Source organism: Ruegeria sp. AL12 (genome assembly GCF_056540885.1).
Genome location: NZ_JBQFXN010000001.1, coordinates 166,515 through 185,667, shown reverse-complemented (window position 1 = coordinate 185,667; position 19,153 = coordinate 166,515). Strand labels below are relative to the sequence as shown.

Here is a 19,153-nt window from a genome sequence, read left to right as displayed (position 1 = left end):
AATTCAGCGTCGCGCAGCACGCCAACCCGCTGCACGTGCTTCGGCAGCAGAGCAGAACCATCGCTCGCCCTTGGCTGCACTGATCCGGGTTTTGGCATAGTACCTCTGGCCCGGTTCGTGAAAGATCTTTTCGCCCTTTGACGAAACATTTCCTTTGATTAGGCATGTTTCAGAGGATTTCGGTTTCTTGCGTGCCCTGTGCACCCAAGGCACCTGTATCTGTGTCTTGTGCAATCCCCTGTTTCCAATCCTCGCGACCTGTTCGGCACCTGCATACGTGTCCGAATATTTGCGGTACGCAAAGGCCAAGCCCTGCTCTACAATCCGGGTGGCGACGTCTTCGCGTTCCACGCTGCACCGAGCAACGATGCGACCGTAGCGATCCCGATCCACCGGGACACAAGTGGTCATCCGTCCCTGAAACTGTTCCCGAACCATATGAGTGGCCCACGTCCCGCATGGCCAGCTTGATCCGTCGGAATCCTGACAGGTCTGATCCAGTTCGGGCGCATCGATACCGTGCAGCCGCACCCGAACACCACCGACATTCCAGGTGTCCGCATCGATTACGTGAACCCGACCTGCAAGTTGCTCTGCGGCATGGGTCAAACCTGGAAGCAGAAGAACAAAGGCTAAACAAATCCTTAACATGCCCCCGATATGCGCGGTATTTCACGCGCATTCAACCGGGGGCCGTTTGGAAAGGTTAACGTTGAGCGGTTGCCCAGTTGGGGTGAATCCACGGACGATCATTGGCTTTCGGCAACGGATCTTTGCCCAAAAGCGAATCCGACACTTTTTCACCCACCATGATAGACGGCGCATTCAGGTTGCCGTTGGTGATCTGCGGAAAGATTGAACTGTCCGCAACGCGCAACCCGTCCACGCCGATGACACGGCCTTGGGGGTCGACTACCGCATTCTTGTCATCCGCGCGCCCCATCCGGCACGTACCGCAGGGGTGATAGGCGCTTTCCGCATGCTCCGCGATAAAGGCGTTCAGATCTTCATCCGTTTGGACAGCGGAACCGGGCTGAATTTCCTTGCCCGCAAAGGGCTTGAAGGCGGCTTGCCCAAAGATTTCGCGGGTCAGCCGGATACAGGTGCGGAAATCCTCCCAATCCTTTTCATGGCTCATGTAGTTGAACTTGATCACCGGCGCGTCTGCGGCTTGGGCAGAGCGCAATGTGACCGCCCCGCGTGACGGCGACCGCATCGGGCCGACATGCGCCTGGAACCCGTGCCCCTCGGCAGCGGCCTGCCCATCATAGCGCACGGCAATCGGCAGGAAGTGGTATTGAATGTCGGGGTATTCCACGCCCGGTTTCGACCGGATGAACGCCGCGCTTTCGAACTGGTTCGATGCGCCCAATCCCGTTTTGGTAAACAGCCATTGCGCCCCGATCAGGCCCTTGCTGAACAGGTTCCAGTGCTTGTAGAGCGTGATCGGTTGCAGCGACGCCTGTTGGATATACAGCTCCAGATGGTCCTGTAGGTTGGCACCGACCCCCGGGCGATCCGCCACGACGTCGATCCCATGCTCGGCCAGATGCGCCGCTGGGCCGATACCGGACAACATCAGCAGTTTGGGTGAATTGATCGACGATGCAGCAAGAACGACTTCGCGCCGGGCCTTGATGACCTCTTTCCTGCCGCCACGGATCAGTTCGACCCCTGTGGCGCGGCCGTTTTCCATGACAACCCGAGACGCAAGACCGCGCACGATATCGCAATTGTCGCGCTTGAGCGCGGGTTTCAGATAGGCATTCGCCGCAGACCAGCGCCGCCCTTTCCAGACGGTCTGTTCCATCGGGCCAAAGCCTTCCTGCTTTTCACCGTTGTAATCGCCCGTGACTTCGTAACCGGCCTGCTGACCGGCGTCCACAAAGGCCTGAAACAACGGGTTCTCGCGCGGGCCGCGCGACACGTGCAACGGACCGTCAGTGCCGCGCCATGCCGGATCGCCCCCATGGCCGCCGTCGTGCCAGGTTTCCATCCGTTTGTAATAAGGCAAAACATCCGCGTAAGACCAACCGTCAGCCCCCATCTCGGCCCAGGTATCGAAATCGCGCGCGTGGCCACGAACATAGACCATGCCATTGATCGAGGACGACCCGCCGATCACCTTGCCGCGCGGACAGGCCAGGCGACGGTTGTTCAGGTGCGGCTCGGGCTCGGACTGATAGCCCCAGTCATAGCGCGACATGTTCATCGGATAGCTCAGCGCCGCCGGCATCTGAATGAACGGCCCCATGTCGGTGCCGCCGTGTTCGATCACCAGAACCGAGGCCCCGGCCTCGCTCAGACGATATGCCATTGCGCAGCCTGCGGACCCTGCGCCGACGATGACAAAATCTGCTTCCATTTCCACAACTCCTGCCCCGCCGAGAAGGTTGGATGCCTCCGGCGGGAGTATTTTCGAAAAGATGAAGAGGTTATTCGCCGCGCGGGAACCGGGCGCTTTCCTCGACGATGTTCAGATCCATGTGATTGCGCATGTAGCGTTCCGACGCTTTTTGCAGCGGCTGATAATCCCACGGGTAGTATCCGCCCTGCCGCAGCGCTTCGTACACAACCCAACGCCGAGCCTGGCTGGCACGGACTTCGGCATCGAAGCGATCCAGATCCCAACGGGCCTCGGATTTGGCACGCAGTGTTTGCAACGTGCCTGCGTGTTCGGGGCTGTCTGCCAGATTGTTCAGTTCGTGCGGGTCGGCCTCAAGATCAAACAACTGATCAGGGTCCAGCGCACAGCGGTTGTATTTCCACTTGCCATATCGCAGCGAGACCAGCGGCGCGTAGGATGCCTCGGCCGCGTATTCCATGGCCACCGGTGTGGTTCGTTCTTCGCCCAGTGCCAACGGCACGAGGTTTTCGCCATCGGTCCAGGGGGCGATCTCGGCCATGTCTACGCCGGCCAGCGCCCCCAGGGTCGGCGTTACGTCTATTGTCGATACCGGAGCATCTATCCGGCCGGCGGGCAGATCAGGCGAGGCGATCATCAGCGGCACACGCGCCGAGCCTTCGTAGAAGTTCATCTTGAACCACAACCCGCGTTCGCCTAGCATGTCGCCGTGATCCGAAACGAACAGGATGATCGCCTCTTGCCGGGTGGTTTCCAGCACTTCGAGGATTTCGCCGATCTTGTCGTCCAGATAGGAAATATTGGCGAAATAGGCGCGACGCGACTTGCGGATATCTTCTTGGGTAATGTCGAAACTGCGCCAGTCATTGGCATCGAAGATGCGCTTGGCGTGGGGGTCCTGATTGTCATAACCCAGATCGGCGACCTCGGGCAGCAGATGTGCGCAATCTTCGTAAAGGTCCCAGTATTTGCGGCGGGCAACATACGGGTCATGAGGGTGCGTGAAGCTGACGGTCACGCACCACGGGCGGTCATCCTTGCCGCGCGCCAGATCATAGAGCTTGGCCTTGGCGTTATAGGCGACCTCGTCGTCATATTCCATCTGGTTGGAAATCTCGGCAACGCCCGCGCCAGTGACGGACCCCATGTTGTGATACCACCAGTCGATGCGTTCACCCGGCTTGCGGTAATCCGGGGTCCAGCCGAAATCGGCCGGGTAGATGTCGGTGGTCAGGCGGTCTTCGAACCCGTGCAACTGATCGGGGCCGACGAAATGCATCTTGCCCGACAGGCAGGTGTAATAGCCCGCGCGGCGCAGGTGATGTGCGTATGTGGGGATGTCGCTGCGAAACTCGGCCGCGTTGTCATAGACCCCTGTGCGCGACGGCAATTGACCGGACATGAAGCTGGCCCGCCCCGGCGCGCACAAGGGCGACGCCGTGTAAGCGTTGGCAAATCGGGTTGACCGTTCCGCCAGTTTCTTCAGGTTCGGAGCGTGAAGCCAGTCAGCGGGACCGTCTGGAAAGAGAGTCCCGTTGAGCTGATCCACCATCAGGATCAGAATGTTCGGTTTTGTCATTTTTCAGCCTCGAGCAGAGTGTTGAGCACACGCATCGCGTGGTTCACGGCCAGTTGCGGTTCTTCAGGGGCGCTGAGTGCGGCACGGATGTACAGACCGTCAATCAGGGCAACCATGTTCTCGGCCGCCTCTTGCGGGTCAGCCAACTTGTGCCGCAGGGCGTGGGTCAAATTGGATTTGATGCGGGCCTGATAGATCTGCCACAGGCGCAGGGCATCATCATTGGTCTGAGCCAACACATAGAAGGTCATCCAGGCCGCGATCACATCAGGTGTGAAACAAGAGGGCGCAAAACACGCCCTGACGATCGCCTGCGCCCTTTCGTCCGCCGCCGCCGCTTTCAACTCGCCCCTTGCTTCTTCGCCGAAGTCCGACAGGATCCGGCGCATGGCGGCCAGAAAAATCTGATCCTTGCCGCCGAAATAGTGGTGCGCCAGCGCGCTGGACATGCCGGCACGTTTGGCAATCTGACTTACGGTTACATCAAGGGATTTCTTCACGCCCAGCTCAGCGATTGTCGCGCGAACAATCGCATCCCGGCGGATTGGCTCCATTCCGACTTTTGGCATCGTTCTCCCCTTGAACAGGCGTCACGGAACCACGCTAGGGGGTTTTTATTGACTCGTCAATTAATGAAAAATCAGGGAGCGATGTCGTTACAGCTTCGGCGCAATACTCGGAGGCGTCAAGTCCTTGCGGTTCAACACGAATTCGCGCCATGAAATAAAGCTTACGGCGGCAAGGATCAGCGTGCCGCCCGCGACAACCCACACGTCAACGCTTTCATGGAAAACCGCGGCGCCCAGGATCGTGGCCCATATCAGCTGAAGAAACGTCACCGGCTGCGTGACGGCCACCGGCGCCGCCTGAAGCGCCAGGGTCATGAAATAGTGCCCGGCGGTCGCAAAGCTGGCCACCAGAAAAAGAACCCCGATATCCCGCAGGCTTGGCTGCGTCCAAACGGCGATCGCAAAGGGTATCAGGGCAATGGTCACCCAGATCGACAGATGTGCCACAACGACGGCGGGCGGTACGTCACGCACCAGAATTTTGGCCAATAAATACGACCCCCCAAGGGTCAGGGCCGTTCCCAGCATGGCCAGATGGCCTGATGACACTTCGCGAAACCCGGGCCGCAGGATGATCAGGACGCCAACCAGAGCGACCAGAATCGCCGCAATCCGGCGAAAGGCCAGCTTTTCGCCCAAAAACACGGCCGCCCCCAATGTGACGTAAACCGGCGTCATGTAATTCATGGCTGTAACTTCGGCCAGTGGGATCTGCGTCATCGCAAAGAACCAGAGCATGACCGCAACCGCATGCACGACGCCTCGCAGACCGAACAGCGTCAGCAGTCGGGGGGTCAGATGCGTCGCCATGATCGACCGCATGGCCGGCAACAGAAACACCAACCCCAGCACATATCGCAGAAAGGCGGCCTGGATGGAATTCATCGATGTGCCCAGCGACTTCACCAGCGCGGTCATCACGACAAAGGACAAGCCGGCGGCGAACATCCAGAACATGCCGGCAAGCGGGCGGGACGATACGGTGGATGAAGTCATGTTCAAGGTTGAACACCGAAACCCGGCCGGGAACAACCCTTCACATGGTAACAAGTTTCAGCGCGATACCCAACATGACCACGCCAATCCCTGCATCCAGCACCTGCCACGCCCTGGGGCGCGCAAAAACAGGCGACAGGATGCTTGCCCCATAGCCAAGCGAAAAGAAGAATACAAAGCTGGATGACATCGCACCGAGGGCGAATCCAAGCCGGTCGTCATATTGGGCCGAGATCGAACCGATCAGCACGACCGTATCCAGATATACATGCGGGTTCAGCCAGGTGAACGCGAAAACCGTCAGCAGCGCGGCCTTGAGGCTGGTTCGCTTGCCATTGCCGATTTCCATCACCGAACCACCCAGCCAGGACGACCGGAGACTGCGCAGGCCATACCAGATCAGGAATGCCGCCCCACCGTATCGCATCACGGTTTCGAACCAGGGTGCGGCCTGTGCCAGGGTGCCAAAACCCGCTACCCCTGCTCCGATCAGGATGGCATCAGACACCGCGCAGGTCAGGCACAGAAAAAACACATGTTCGCGCCGCAGGCCCTGCCTCAGAATAAAGGCGTTCTGCGCCCCGATGGCGAGGATCAGGCTGAAACCCAGCGCGAAACCGGCGATCACGGATGTAGGCATGGTACCTCCTGCGTTGCCATTGCGTTGACTAATGGCCGCGATACGATCTATCAAATTAAAGATGTTGCCCTCAGTTAAGTTTTGCTAATGCTGCTGGACCCTCACCAATTGGCTGCTTTGTCAGCCATTCTGCGCCATGGCAGCTTTGATGCGGCGGCGGCGGAACTGGCTGTAACCCCTTCGGCGATATCCCAGCGGATAAAAGCGCTGGAGGATCGCGTGGGCGCCTCGCTCATACATCGGGGAACCCCTTGCACCGGAACGCCAGCCGGGCAGCGCATCGCACGTTACGCCGAAGATGTCGGTCTGCTGGAGGCGCAGCTGGCACGGGAATTGGCTCTGGTACAAGAACCCGATTCCGCAAGGGTTCGCGTTGCGGTACCCGCCGACATTCTGGCCACCTGGTTCATTGACGCGATGGCGCAGGTGCCCGACATGCTGTTCGACCTTGTGATCGACGATCAGGACCATTCGGCAGACTGGCTGAGGCGCGGCGAGGTCAGCGCCGCCGTCACCGTCGGCGGACAAACCGTAAGCGGTTGTGACGCGATTGAGCTGGGCGTGTTGAGGTATCTGCCCACCGCCAGCCCGAAATTTGTCAACACCTGGTTCAAGAACGGCGTGACCGAGGAAACCCTCGGCAAAGCGCCTTGCCTTGTCTTCAACAGGAAGGACGGTCTGCAAAAAGCGTGGATCGCACATCACACCGGCAAACATCTGTCACCGCCTTTCCACTTCCTGCCATCTTCGCAAGGGTTCGTTGATGCCGCAGTCGCCGGAATTGGCTGGGGCATGAACCCCGCAACCCTAGTGCAAGACGCCATAGCACGTGGGCTGCTGAGCCCGATCGTGCCCGATGCGCCACTGGACATCGCGCTCAGCTGGCAGGTCGGGCGGGTTCTTGCCCCGGCGCTCAAACCCCTTACACAAGCGGTCCAGCATGCTGCGCAACGGGTTTTGCTACCATCACAAGGCAAATAGTTAGACTTATTCGATTGGAGGAACCAATGTTCTCGCGCGACGCCCTCAGTTATGACCCCATTCCCCTGCCCGACCGATGCGAGATCAGTGATGCTGACATGCAGGACGCGGCTGTGGCTTTCTTTGAAAAGATGCGGCGGCGTCATACCGTTCGGGATTTCTCTACGCGCCCGGTGGCTCGTGATGTGATCGAAACCTGCCTGCGCACCGCGGGAACGGCCCCGTCAGGTGCAAACCACCAGCCCTGGCATTTTACTGCCGTCTCGGACCCCAAGCTGAAACTGCGCATCCGCGAGGAAGCCGAAGAAGAAGAGAGTCACTTTTACGCGGGAGGGGCTGGCGATGAATGGATCAAGGCTCTGGAACCCATCGGGACAAACGCGGTCAAGGAACATCTGACCGTCGCCCCGTGGCTGATCGTGGTCTTTGCCCAACGCTGGGGGCAATTCGAAGACGGGACGCGGTACAAGAATTACTACGTGCCGGAAAGTGTGAACATTGCCACCGGCTTTCTGCTGGCGGCATTGCATCACGCCGGTCTCAGCACGTTGACACATACCCCGAACCCGATGCGGTTTCTGACCGATGCGCTGGGTCGGCCCGCTTCAGAGAAACCGACAATGATCATAGCAGTTGGACATCCCTCGGAAACCGCGACCGTGCCGTCCGTTGCAAAGCTGAAAAAGCCCCTGGACGAGATTTCTTCCTTTTTCTGAGCGGAGCCGCATCAGCCCTGTGTGCCAGAGGCGTCCTTTCGGTCCGGCAACATTGTCAGGTAGCATGTCACGCAGGCCACCAGGCTGGCTGCGACTATGAACGCGACGGCCAATACAACCTCGTGCATATGGGCGACTGCGGCCAAGGCCGCCGAAAGCAGCACCGCCAACAAACGGGTAAAAGACTTGATCGCGGCTGATCCCTGAACGCGCTGTTCCTTGGGCGCGACGTCCAGGAAATAGAGCTTGCGCGCGCTGCTGATCCCGGTCACCGCAACGGTGACGACAAACAGCGCGATCGCGTGCAGATGCACATCGTGATCGATACCCAAGTAGTGAAATGCCAGAAGTACACCGCCGGTTGCGGCCACCATCAGTGTCCCGACCACCATGACGGCACGATGAGACTTCATGTTCACGACCTGCCACAAAGGCCCGGACACAAGATAGCCCGAAGCAGATGAAACAATCATCGCGGTCAGTCCCCTGGCCGAGCTGTGATGCGCTTCGGCCGCGATCAGCGCGAAGAACGGGACAGAGAGCGAAACAGCCACCAAAAGCATTCGCATGACCATGTAACGCCGAAACCACGAGTATTCGAACATGCCAAGAATACCCTGTGCATTGGCCTTGAACGACAGCTTTGCTTTGGGTCCGGTCTTGTTTGCCGGCTCCGCCGAGCGGGCATTCTCTGTCATGGCCAGCATCAAAAGCCCTGACAGCATGAAAAACGCAACCGATACGCCGATCATGGTTGAATGGCGCGAAAAAGGTGGGTTTTCCTTGGTGATCTGATGCACCAGCATGGCAAGACCGATGGCACACAGGCCTCCGCCCCCAAGTTGCAGGTAATGCAGGACCATGCGCGAACGCGAGTGGACATGATCGCCCAGCAGATCGGTGAACATCAGGTTCTGCACCTCGTCCACAAGACCGATCACGAAAAAGACCGCCACGAAAACCACTGCGATCAACGGAACGACCCCGGTCGCGGCGGCCACCATTGCCAGGACCAGACAGGATCCGATGATCGCTTCGGTCAGAGCGATTGCGCGTTTCTTTTGCGATTTCGCCGCGACGGATTGCGCCAGAAAGAAATCGGAAATCATGCTGCCAATCATTCGCACCGAAACCAGCGCGCCCGCCACGAACATCGGCAGTTCGAATGACACGGCCAGAAACGGCAAAACCACCGATGGGCTGCCCAGAGTCCACGCGACCTGAGACACGATACTCTGCCCAGCAAGAACCGGCACGTTTCGCTTGGCCTTTTCAGCAGTCGCATCCATCGTGGATCTTTCGGTGGCGTTGTCTCGGAAATTCCGGGTTTTTCCAGCCTATGCGTTTCGAAGGGTTCAGCCAACAACTCTTCGAAACTGTCCGAAAACGAAAAAACCCGGCGGTTGAGCCGGGTTTTGCCGTCAAGATCCGCAACAGATCAGAGCTGTGCCATCACCTCATCCGAGGCTTCGAAATTGGTCGTGACACGCTGTACGTCGTCATCGTCTTCCAGCGCATCCACCAGTTTCATCAGCTTTTGCATGTCTTCCAGACCCAGCTCGGTCGTGGTGGTCGGCTTCCAGACCAATTTGGTGGATTCCGATTCACCCAGCGCAGCTTCCAACGCGTTCGAAACGTCGTTCAGATCCGTATCCGCACACCAGATGATGTGTCCATCCTCTGAACTTTCGACATCTTCCGCGCCGGCCTCGATGGCGGCTTCGAATATGGTGTCTGCGTCACCCGCCGTTGCCGGGTAAATCACTTCGCCCTTGCGCTCGAACATGAACCCGACCGAGCCCGTCTCGCCCAGATTGCCGCCGTTCTTGGAAAAGGTCGAACGCACGGTCGACGCGGTGCGGTTGCGGTTGTCCGTCATGGTTTCAACGATCACGGCCACGCCGTTGGGGCCATAGCCCTCATAGCGGATTTCTTCGTAATCGTCGCCTTCACCGGCGGTGGACTTTTTGATCGCGCGGTCAATCACATCCTTGGGAACCGAGTTCGACTTGGCCTCTTTCACGGCCAGACGCAAGCGCGGGTTCTTGTCGGGATCGGGGTCGCCCATCTTGGCGGCAACGGTGATCTCTTTCGACAGTTTGGAAAACAGTTTGGACCGCGCGGCGTCCTGACGCCCCTTGCGGTGCTGGATGTTGGCCCATTTTGAGTGGCCTGCCATAATGCGTCCTCGTCATCGTGATTGCGTGTTCGGCGCTCATATAGACGTTTGCAGGGGGCAGGATCAAGAGAGCGGCTTGCGACGGCTTCACCGGCTAGTATGGTGACGGCATGACGACAGACCAGATCATTCTTTTTGCGCTTTTCATCACCGTCTTCGGAATGCTGCTGTGGGGCCGGTTTCGATACGACCTTGTGGCCTTTGCCGCGCTGATGATCGGCGTCGTGCTGGGTGTCGTGCCCGTGGATGGCGCCTTTGCCGGGTTCGGCCATCCGGCGACCATCATCGTGGCGCTGGTTTTGGTGGTTTCCGCCGGTTTGGTCCGATCAGGCGCAGTGTTTCTGATCACCCGCACGCTGGTTGATGCCTCGCGGGGCTTAGGTGCGCATATCGCCCTGATGGGCGGGATCGGCGCGGTTCTGTCGGCCTTCATGAACAACGTGGCGGCGCTGGCGCTGCTGATGCCCGTGGACATCCAGACCGCACGCAAGGCCGGACGATCGGTGGGCCTGTCGCTGATGCCGCTGAGCTTTGCCACCATTCTCGGCGGGATGGCGACGCTGATCGGGACCCCCCCGAACATCATCATCGCGTCGATCCGGGCCGAAACACTGGGCGAGCCGTTTCACATGTTCGATTTTGCCCCGGTCGGTGGGCTGGCCGCAATCACCGGTCTTGCCTTTGTCGCACTGGTGGGCTGGCGCCTGATCCCCGATCGCGGACCGCAGGCCGAGACATCGGAAACCTTGGCCGAATACATCGCCGAGCTGACCGTTCCCCCGGAATCCGCCCATATCGGCAAACGGGTCAGTGAACTTTATGAGGTGGCCGAGAAATCAGACGTGGCCATCATCGGTTTGATCCGGGATGGCAAGCGTCGCTATGGCCGGTCGGCGCACGCCGTTTTGCAGGAAGGTGACGCGCTGGTTCTGGAAGCCCGACCCGAGGCGCTGGACGAGTTCCGCGCGGCGCTCAATCTCGACTTCTCGGACACGCGCCGGCAGGAGTTGCTGACGGCCGAGGGTGACGGGCTGGAAGTGATCGAAGTTGTCGTGCCGGAAAGCGCGCGCATCACAGGTCGCACGGCACAAGGGCTTGGGCTGGCCTGGCGGCAAAGCACCGTTCTGATGGGCATCTCTCGCCAGGGGCGCAGGATCACCGAGCAGGTTCGCAAGACCGAGGTTGAACCCGGTGACATCCTGCTGCTGCTCTGCCCGCGCGACCGGGCAGCAGATGTCACGGATTGGCTGGGCTGCCTGCCCCTTGCCGGACGCGGGCTGAACGTCACTGCAAATGACAAGGCATGGCTGGCCATCGGTCTGTTTGCCGCTGCCGTTCTGGCCGCCAGTGTTGGTCTGATCTATTTGCCCATTGCTTTGGGGCTGGTCGTGATTGCTTATGTGCTGACCAAGATCATGCCGATCACCGACATTTACAATCACATCGAATGGCCGGTGGTCGTACTGCTGGGGTCTATGATCCCGCTGGGCAGCGCCTTGGAGACCTCGGGCGGCACCGAACTGATCGCAAACGCCCTGATCCAGCTGACCGATGGTCTGCCCGCCTGGGCCATTCTGACCGTATTGATGGTTGTCACGATGACTTTGTCGGACGTGTTGAACAACACCGCCACCGCCATTGTCGCCGCGCCGGTCGGGATACAAATGGCACGCACGCTTGAGGTGTCACCCGACCCGTTCCTGATGACCGTGGCCGTTGCGGCCTCGGCTGCGTTCCTGACCCCCATCGGGCACAAGAACAACACGCTGGTTCTGGGTCCCGGAGGCTATCGATTCGGAGATTACTGGCGCATGGGATTGCCGCTGGAATTGCTGATCATAGCCGTTTCTGTTCCCGCCATCCTTGTATTCTGGCCGCTGTGACGGGTAAAGGCTGCGCATGAAACCGTTTTTGATCCTGCAACTGCGCCCCGAAACAGATGCGTCCGACGCCGAATATGCCTCGATCCTGAACCGGAGCGGGTTGTCTCCTGAACAGACGCATCGCATTCGTTTGGATTGCGACGACCTGCCAGAAGGGTTGGATGTCACGGACTATGCCGGTGTCATCGTAGGCGGCGGACCGGGATGCGTCAGTGACGACCCGGCGACCAAATCCCCGCTGGATGCCCGGATCGAGGCTGCGATCATGGGGTTGATGCCGCAGATCATCGCGCAAGATCACCCGTTCATGGGCTGCTGCTATGGCCTTGGCATTCTGGCGGCGTATCTGGGCGGCGACGTCAGCAAGGCGCGGTATGGCGAACCCGTTGGGCCATCCACGTGCCATTTGACCCCGGAAGGGCAGCGGGATCCGTTGACCGCCGGGTTGGAACCCACCTTCGACGCTTTCGTTGGCCACAAGGAAGCGGTTCAGGCTCTGCCAGAGGGATGCGTGCACCTTGTCGCGTCAGACCCCTGCCCGTTCCAGATGATCCGTTGGGGGCAGAACGTATACGCCACGCAGTTCCACCCCGAAGCCGACGCTAGGGATTTTGAACAGCGCATCAATATCTACAAGAACCACGGCTATTTCCCGCCTGAAGACGCGCAAAAACTAATCGATCACTGCCATTCGGCCGATGTCACACAGCCGGGCGAGATCCTGCGCCGGTTCGTCCGACGATACGAATGACCCAACGGCGCGGTTGCCTGCGCCTTGCCCCCTCGCATAGGCTGATCTGACGCAACTTTGGGAGGAGTTGTCCTTGGATTTGCTTTTGAATGTCGGCTTGCCGGTGTCGCTTGCCATTATCATGTTGTCTCTGGGCATCGGGCTGGAAGTGGCAGACTTCCGTCGTGTCCTGAGCCGACGACGCGCCTTTGCCATAGGGGCGGCAAGCCAGATTGTTCTCTTGCCAGTCGCGGCCTTCGTGACGGTCACAATCTTAGCATTGCCCCCCGAGATCGCGGTTGGTTTCATGCTGCTCAGTTTTTGCCCGGGCGGCGTAACCAGCAACATCCTCTCCAAGCTCGCCAAAGCCGATGTCGCGCTTTCGGTCAGCCTGACCGCCGTGATCAGCCTTTTGTCGATGGTGACCGTGCCAATACTGGCCGCGTGGTCGATCGCGCATTTCATGGGCGACGAAGCCCCCGAGGTTTCGATCACCGGGCTGGCTGTTGCATTGTTTCTGATAACAACGCTTCCCGTGGGCATCGGGGTCGGAGTTCGCAACTTTGCAACAGGGTTTGCAAACCGCGTAGAGCCGGGATTGTCGACGCTCGCGACCGTTTTGTTCGTGCTGATCGTTGCCGCGGCACTGGCCGGGAACTGGCAATTGTTCGTCGACAATCTTGGCATCATGGGCGCAGGCTTGATTTCTTTGAATATCGCCCTGCTGTTCATCGGGTTGGGGCTGGCGCGGATATCAAACCTGTCCTGGAATGAGTGCAAGACGATCTCGATCGAAACCGGAATTCAAAACTCCACGCTGGGCATTACACTGGCGGCGCTGATCACGAATACCGAAAGCGGGTTCAGCCCGCTGGCCCTGCCCTCGGCGGTTTATGGCATTACGATGTACGCCGTGGTTCTGCCGTTTCTTGTCTGGTTCCGCAGGCGCTGAAAGGACCGTTATGACAAACAACACTGCTGATGCGATCGTAATCGGTGCTGGTCTGGCCGGATTGGCCGCCGCAGCCGAACTGGGCGACCGAGGCAAAAAGGTAATAATACTCGATCAGGAACCAGAAGGTTTTCTGGGCGGTCAGGCCTTCTGGAGCCTGGGTGGCCTGTTCATGGTCGACACGCCTGAACAACGCCGCATGGGTATCCGCGACAGCCACGATCTGGCGTTGCGCGACTGGATGGGAAGCGCACAGTTTGACCGCGAAGAAGACACCTGGCCCCGCAAATGGGCCGAGGCCTATGTCGAGTTCGCCGCCGGTGAAATGCGCCCCTGGCTGCATGACATGGGCCTGCGCTGGTTTCCGGTCGTGGGCTGGGCTGAACGTGGCGGGTCTTATGCAAACGGGCATGGCAATTCCGCCCCGCGCTTTCACATCACCTGGGGCACCGGACCCGGCGTGCTGGAGCACTTCATCCGCCGGGTCCGCGCCCATGTCAGCGCCGGTCTGATCCAGCTGAAGTTCCGCCATCAGGTCAGCCATATCATCATGCAGAACGGCGAGGCCAAGGGCGTCTCGGGCGAGGTTCTGGCCGATGACGCGGCCCCGCGCGGCGCCAAGACCAACCGTGACGAGGTGGGCGAGTTCGAGGTCTATGCACCCTCGGTCGTCGTCACCTCGGGCGGGATTGGTGGCAATTTCGAAATGGTGCGCCAGAATTGGCCCCGCGACCGCCTGGGCGAACCGCCCAAGGACATGGTGGCGGGTGTGCCCTTCCATGTGGATGGTCGGATGATCGCCATCAGCGAAAAGGCCGGTGGCCATGTCATCAACGGCGACCGTATGTGGCATTACACCGAAGGTGTGTGCAACTGGGATCCGATCTGGCCCGCCCATGGCATTCGCATTCTGCCCGGCCCCAGTTCAATGTGGTTCGACGCCAAGGGAAACCGTCTGGAACCGCCCTGCCTGCCGGGATTCGATACGCTGGGAACGTTGAAGGAAATCCTGAAAACTGGATACGAATACAGCTGGTTTGTTCTGACCCAAAAGGTCATCAAGAAGGAATTCGCTCTGTCCGGGTCCGAACAGAACCCCGATTTCACCTCGGGCAGCTGGAAAGAGGTGATCCGTCAGCGCATTCTGTCCGGTTCCAAGGCAACTGCACCGGTCGAGGCGTTCAAGGAACACGGCGAGGATTTCGTCGTGGCCAACACGCTGACCGAACTGGTGAGCGGCATGAACCATCTGGGCGGGGGTCTGATCGACGAGGCGCATCTGCGCGCCCAGATCGAAGCACGGGATTCACAGGTGGACAATCCGTTCTCAAAAGATGCGCAGATGATGGCGATCCTGGCGGCGCGCAACTATCGCGGCGACAAGCTGATCCGCACCGCCAAACCGCACAAGTTCCTGGACCCCAGGAATGGCCCGCTGATCGCGGTCAAGCTGCACGTGCTGACCCGCAAGACACTGGGCGGTTTGCAGACCAATCTGGACAGTCAGATGATTGGCACCGATGGTCAGGTTGTGCCGGGCCTGTTCGCAGCCGGCGAAGTCGCCGGGTTCGGTGGCGGTGGCTATCACGGCTACAACGCGCTTGAGGGAACTTTCTTGGGCGGCTGCATCTTTTCGGGTCGCAACGCCGGGCGATCGAGGGCCATCGCGTGACGGCCCTGCCCTATTACTTGCGCATCATTTTGATCACCGGCTCACCCTGAGCATCCAGCAAGGCCAGCGCGTTGCCTTGCATTGCGAAGGTCGTGACACTTTGCATCGCCTTAAGAAACTGCCGCTCGACCTCATCCAGCGGGGGTGGACAAGCCATGAGCGTTGCAGCCATATTGTCCGGGAACGCGATCCGATTGTCAGAAATCTCGGCCTGGCCACTGAACCGGTTGCAACCGCCGCTGCCTGAAAATGCCCCGCCCTGCCCAAAAGCAAGTTCAGGTCGTTTCTCTGTCTCGACAGCCGCACCATTGAGGCCCGAAGCGACCCATTCGGTGTTTTCCAGCATCGCGGCACCTTGGTGTTGCACCTGTATCATCAGCAGGTCAGCAGAATTCTCGGCCCCATGTGTCAGTACCGGATAAACGGTATCGGTGGTGAACAACAGCTTTTGCCCCTGCATGACCGAAGCACGCACGGCGTATCTGCGCCCGTCCTGAATCAATGCGTCATCATAGGTCAGTTCGAACTGCGCCGGCACACCGGTCAGGGCATATCTCTGCGCGGCAAGCGTTTCGGCCGGCGCATCCGCCAATGAGATATCCTGAAGCTCGACGAACAAGGTCGTGTCAGGCGGAAGCGCAATACGCTCTCGGTAGGTTGCAGTTCCTTCGACGGTTCCGGCAAGCGATGCGCCGCTCAACACGGTGGCGAAAGCAACCGCAGGAAACATGGTGCGGCCGAGTGTCAGCATGGCAGTACCCCTTAAAGTAATATTTCTACAAAAGATTGCTGTTCATCCGACATTTACAAGTACGCCGCGGATAAAGCGGCAAATCTGTGCCGATGTCATAACGGCCAGATCAACGGGATCAGCAGAGACGCCAACAATCCGACCGTCAGGTTCAGCGGCACACCGACCTTCATGAAGTCGGTGAACCTGTAGCCCCCGGGGCCATAGACCATCATGTTCGTCTGGTATCCGATCGGAGTAGCAAAAGATGCCGAGGCCGCCACCATGACCGCGACGACCAGCGGACGCGGATCTATTCCGACCGCCTGCGCCAGACCGATGGCGATCGGGGTGACCACAACCGCCACGGCGTTGTTGGAAACCAGTTCCGTCAGCACCGAGGTCAGCAGGTAAATCGCCCAGATAATAAGGAATGGTGGCAAGACACTGAGCCCCGGCGCAACGGCCTCGACGATCAGAGAAACCGCGCCCGAACTGTCCAGCGCAGCCCCTATGCCCAGCATCGCGAAGATCAACGCCAACAGGCGACCTTCCACAAAAGAAAACGCCTCATCCGCATCGATACAGCGGGTCAGCAGAACCACGGCGCAGGCCACGATCGACAACAACAGGATGGGCGCAATGCCCAGCGCGGCAAGGGCAACAATCCCGACAAGAGCCCCAATCGCTATCGGTGCATGGCTGCGACGGAAGGCACGAGCCGATGGCTGGGTGACGTCCACCATGTCCATTTCCGCCGCCAGCCGCTGGATATCCGCCGGGGCACCTTCCAAAAGCAGCGTATCCCCAACCCTGACCACCAAGTCATCCAGCTGACGGCCGATATTCTGGTTGCGACGGTGCACCGCCAGCACGTAAACACCATAACGACGCCGAAGCCGCATCATCCCAAGGGTCCGACCCACCAGACGGCATCCGGGCGTGATCAACACCTCAACCGTCTTGGTTTCAACGGCCGATACCTGATCCACACGTTTGAGTTCCCTGTTGCGCTGAAGGCTCAGAAGTTCGGTCATCTCGGTTCGTAGAACCACCCGGTCGCCAACCTTAAGTTCGACGCCTTTCAGGTTGCGCCGCAACGACTCATCCCCCCGGATGACATCGATCAGGCGCACGCCGGGGCGTTTGAACAACTGCACGCCGGTCACTTCGCGCCCGATCAGGTTGCTATCCGGCGGAATGACGGCCTCGGTAAAGAACTTCATCTTGGACCGATCACTGAGCAGCGACGCCATGCTGTCCCGCTCGGGCAACAGTTTGGGCGCGATGAACCGCAAATAGATCATGCCATAGATCACCAGCGCGATCCCCAGCGGTGTGACTTCGAAAATCGTAAAAGGTTTCATCCCCTGCGCGCGGGCCACACCATCGACCAGCAGGTTGGTGGACGTGCCGATCAATGTCAGCGTGCCGCCCAGAATGGCCGCATAACTCAGCGGAATCAGCAATTTGGACGCGGGAACATTCAGGGTGCGGGCGATTTGCACAAAGACCGGTATCATCACCACGACCACTGGCGTATTCGAAACCACCGCCGAGGCCAGCACAACAAACCCCATGAGCAAAGCGATGGCGATACGCGGATTCACCTGAGCCTGCTTCTGCGCGGTCGATGTGAACGAGTCCAAGGCTCCGGTCCGCACCAAAGCGCCCATGATGATGAACATCGCGGCAATCGTCCAGGGTGCCGGGTTGGACAGAACTGCAAGCGCATTTTGATAGGGCAGAATGCCGGTCACAAGCATCAGTGAAACACCACCAATGGCCACGACCTCGGTCGGATAAACCTCGCGCAGGAACATGATGAACATGCCCGCAACTATGACCAGCGCCAGAACTGCGCTTCCGGTGTCTGTCAGTGAAAGGAAATTCATTCGTGGTATTCTGTCCGAACCCGGGCCCAAGCGCCTGATGACATGCAGTTTCACGCATTGCGCCCGACAGAGCAAGCCTGACGATGACTATTCGGGCCCGGCTTGTTCCAGGCGCCCTCCGACGCGCACCATGCGCACGGTTTTGGCCTGTCCGTCACGATCATCGGTTTCCACGAACACGCCGCTTAGTGTGGCCTCGCCGTTTGCAGGAGTAAAGCGCGCCTTGGGCATACCGGTGATGAACCGTCGCATGGGCTCCTGCTTGTCCATGCCGATGACCGAATCGTAATCTCCGCACATGCCGGCATCGGTCAAATACGCGGTGCCGCCCGGCAGAATCTGGGAATCAGCCGTCGGGACATGAGTATGCGTTCCCACCACAAGGCTTGCACGTTTGTCGCAGTAGTGCCCCATCGCCATCTTCTCGGACGTGGCCTCGCAATGCATGTCCACGATGATCGCCTGCGCCTGCCCGCCTCTGGGATGGGATTTCAGGATCGGTTCGATAGCCGAGAACGGATCGTCGAACGGGCGTTTCATAAAGACCTGACCCAGCACCTGAACCACCAGAACCTTGCGCCCACCCGGCGCCGTGAACAGCCGATGACCCCGCCCAGGCGCGCCTTTGGCGAAATTCACAGGCCGTATGATGCGCTGTTCCTTCTCGATGAATTGCAGCATGTCTTTCTGGTCGAAAGCATGATCGCCCAGCGTCAGGCAATCCGCTCCGGCGTCGAGCAACAGCCTGGCGTGATCTCCGCTCAGCCCCATGCCGTTCGACGCGTTTTCGCCATTGACCACGACAAAATCCAGCCGCCATTCGTCGCGCAGGCGCGGCAAATGCTGCTGAACGGCAGCGCGGCCCGCGCGCCCCATGACATCACCAAGAAACAGAATCCTCATGATCCGGGTCGTAGGGGCTGTACTGGGCAATAACAAGGCGGAAGCGTGAAATTAACGGCAGACTTGGGGGTTGAAATCAAATTCTGCCGTGGCAATGTTTCGATACGCCTCTTGAATACAGAAGGAATTCTTCGTGAAGTCGTCAATTGTTCTGACCGGCTGCCTTTTGGCGGCAACTGCTGCCGCTGCCGAAGGCACCAAGACATCCATGCCCAACCCCGCCGCGACCTTTTGCATTGAAAACGACGGGACCTACCAGCTTCGCAAAAACGAAGACGGCAGTGTCTATGGCGTCTGCATCCTGAAGGACGGCACCGAGGTGGATGCCTGGGATTACTTGCGCAGCCATTTCGAACAGTAGCA

The 19,153-nt window shown here is 59.4% G+C and carries 18 protein-coding genes; 7 read left to right on the top strand and 11 right to left on the bottom strand.

All coding sequences use genetic code 11. The annotated features are described in order from the left end of the window. Nucleotides 1-3: 3 nt before the first annotated feature. From ACR0C6_RS00940 to ACR0C6_RS00915, 6 genes are all read right to left on the bottom strand, one after another. Complete coding sequence (locus ACR0C6_RS00940; protein ID WP_480445799.1) at nt 4-609, bottom strand: thermonuclease family protein; 606 nt, start codon at nt 607-609, stop codon at nt 4-6. A gap of 97 nt (nt 610-706) precedes the next feature. Continuing rightward, a complete protein-coding gene (betA, locus tag ACR0C6_RS00935) occupies nt 707-2,365 on the bottom strand; it encodes a choline dehydrogenase (RefSeq protein WP_480445800.1) in 1,659 nt (552 codons plus the stop codon). 70 nt (nt 2,366-2,435) lie between these two features. Beyond that, a complete protein-coding gene (betC, locus tag ACR0C6_RS00930; RefSeq protein ID WP_171227851.1) occupies nt 2,436-3,944 on the bottom strand; it encodes a choline-sulfatase in 1,509 nt (502 codons plus the stop codon). Beyond that, nucleotides 3,941-4,513 (bottom strand): choline-binding transcriptional repressor BetI, encoded by a 573-nt coding sequence (gene betI, locus ACR0C6_RS00925; protein ID WP_171167131.1) that lies wholly within the window; start codon nt 4,511-4,513, stop codon nt 3,941-3,943. The genes betC and betI overlap by 4 nt, the downstream gene beginning before the upstream one ends. 87 nt (nt 4,514-4,600) lie before the next feature. After that, entirely contained in the window at nt 4,601-5,509 is a 909-nt protein-coding gene (locus ACR0C6_RS00920) for a DMT family transporter (protein WP_480617938.1), read from the bottom strand. A gap of 40 nt (nt 5,510-5,549) precedes the next feature. Beyond that, nucleotides 5,550-6,149: a LysE/ArgO family amino acid transporter gene (locus ACR0C6_RS00915; protein WP_480617937.1), complete on the bottom strand. Its 600-nt coding sequence runs from the start codon at nt 6,147-6,149 to the stop codon at nt 5,550-5,552. Between the two features lie 87 nt (nt 6,150-6,236). Between ACR0C6_RS00915 and ACR0C6_RS00910 the strand changes: the two genes are divergently transcribed. Beyond that, nucleotides 6,237-7,130 carry a LysR family transcriptional regulator ArgP gene (locus ACR0C6_RS00910; protein ID WP_480617936.1) on the top strand — a complete coding sequence of 298 codons (894 nt, stop codon included), beginning with the start codon at nt 6,237-6,239 and terminating at the stop codon, nt 7,128-7,130. A 26-nt stretch (nt 7,131-7,156) separates the two neighbouring features. Beyond that, nucleotides 7,157-7,846, top strand: coding sequence for a nitroreductase family protein (locus ACR0C6_RS00905; protein ID WP_480445807.1), 690 nt, complete (start codon nt 7,157-7,159; stop codon nt 7,844-7,846). An 11-nt stretch (nt 7,847-7,857) separates the two neighbouring features. On the opposite strand, the gene ACR0C6_RS00900 is transcribed toward ACR0C6_RS00905, so the two are convergent. Both ACR0C6_RS00900 and ACR0C6_RS00895 read right to left on the bottom strand, forming a co-directional pair. Then, nucleotides 7,858-9,135: a permease gene (locus ACR0C6_RS00900; RefSeq protein WP_171639064.1), complete on the bottom strand. Its 1,278-nt coding sequence runs from the start codon at nt 9,133-9,135 to the stop codon at nt 7,858-7,860. A gap of 149 nt (nt 9,136-9,284) precedes the next feature. Then, complete coding sequence (locus ACR0C6_RS00895) at nt 9,285-10,025, bottom strand: YebC/PmpR family DNA-binding transcriptional regulator (protein WP_152458737.1); 741 nt, start codon at nt 10,023-10,025, stop codon at nt 9,285-9,287. A gap of 110 nt (nt 10,026-10,135) precedes the next feature. Between ACR0C6_RS00895 and ACR0C6_RS00890 the strand changes: the two genes are divergently transcribed. The 4 genes from ACR0C6_RS00890 (at nt 10,136) to ACR0C6_RS00875 (ending at nt 15,262) form a co-directional block, all read left to right on the top strand. After that, a complete protein-coding gene (locus ACR0C6_RS00890) occupies nt 10,136-11,908 on the top strand; it encodes an SLC13 family permease (RefSeq protein WP_480617934.1) in 1,773 nt (590 codons plus the stop codon). 16 nt (nt 11,909-11,924) lie between these two features. Beyond that, entirely contained in the window at nt 11,925-12,659 is a 735-nt protein-coding gene (locus ACR0C6_RS00885) for a glutamine amidotransferase (protein ID WP_480445811.1), read from the top strand. 73 nt (nt 12,660-12,732) lie between these two features. Then, nucleotides 12,733-13,590 (top strand): bile acid:sodium symporter family protein, encoded by an 858-nt coding sequence (locus ACR0C6_RS00880; protein ID WP_480617931.1) that lies wholly within the window; start codon nt 12,733-12,735, stop codon nt 13,588-13,590. A gap of 10 nt (nt 13,591-13,600) precedes the next feature. Then, nucleotides 13,601-15,262 (top strand): FAD-binding dehydrogenase, encoded by a 1,662-nt coding sequence (locus tag ACR0C6_RS00875; RefSeq protein ID WP_480617930.1) that lies wholly within the window; start codon nt 13,601-13,603, stop codon nt 15,260-15,262. A gap of 13 nt (nt 15,263-15,275) precedes the next feature. On the opposite strand, the gene ACR0C6_RS00870 is transcribed toward ACR0C6_RS00875, so the two are convergent. The 3 genes from ACR0C6_RS00870 to ACR0C6_RS00860 all read right to left on the bottom strand — a co-directional run bounded on the left by ACR0C6_RS00870 (nt 15,276) and on the right by ACR0C6_RS00860 (nt 18,790). After that, entirely contained in the window at nt 15,276-16,013 is a 738-nt protein-coding gene (locus ACR0C6_RS00870) for a YbaY family lipoprotein (protein ID WP_254443803.1), read from the bottom strand. Between the two features lie 95 nt (nt 16,014-16,108). Beyond that, nucleotides 16,109-17,887, bottom strand: coding sequence for an SLC13 family permease (locus ACR0C6_RS00865; RefSeq protein ID WP_171231204.1), 1,779 nt, complete (start codon nt 17,885-17,887; stop codon nt 16,109-16,111). Between the two features lie 87 nt (nt 17,888-17,974). Next, nucleotides 17,975-18,790, bottom strand: a complete 816-nt coding sequence (locus ACR0C6_RS00860; RefSeq protein WP_171329562.1) for a TIGR00282 family metallophosphoesterase — start codon at nt 18,788-18,790, stop codon at nt 17,975-17,977. A 133-nt stretch (nt 18,791-18,923) separates the two neighbouring features. On the opposite strand from ACR0C6_RS00860, the gene ACR0C6_RS00855 reads away from it, so the two are divergent. Continuing rightward, nucleotides 18,924-19,151, top strand: coding sequence for a putative hemolysin (locus ACR0C6_RS00855; RefSeq protein WP_224853568.1), 228 nt, complete (start codon nt 18,924-18,926; stop codon nt 19,149-19,151). The last annotated feature ends 2 nt before the right edge of the window (nt 19,152-19,153 follow it).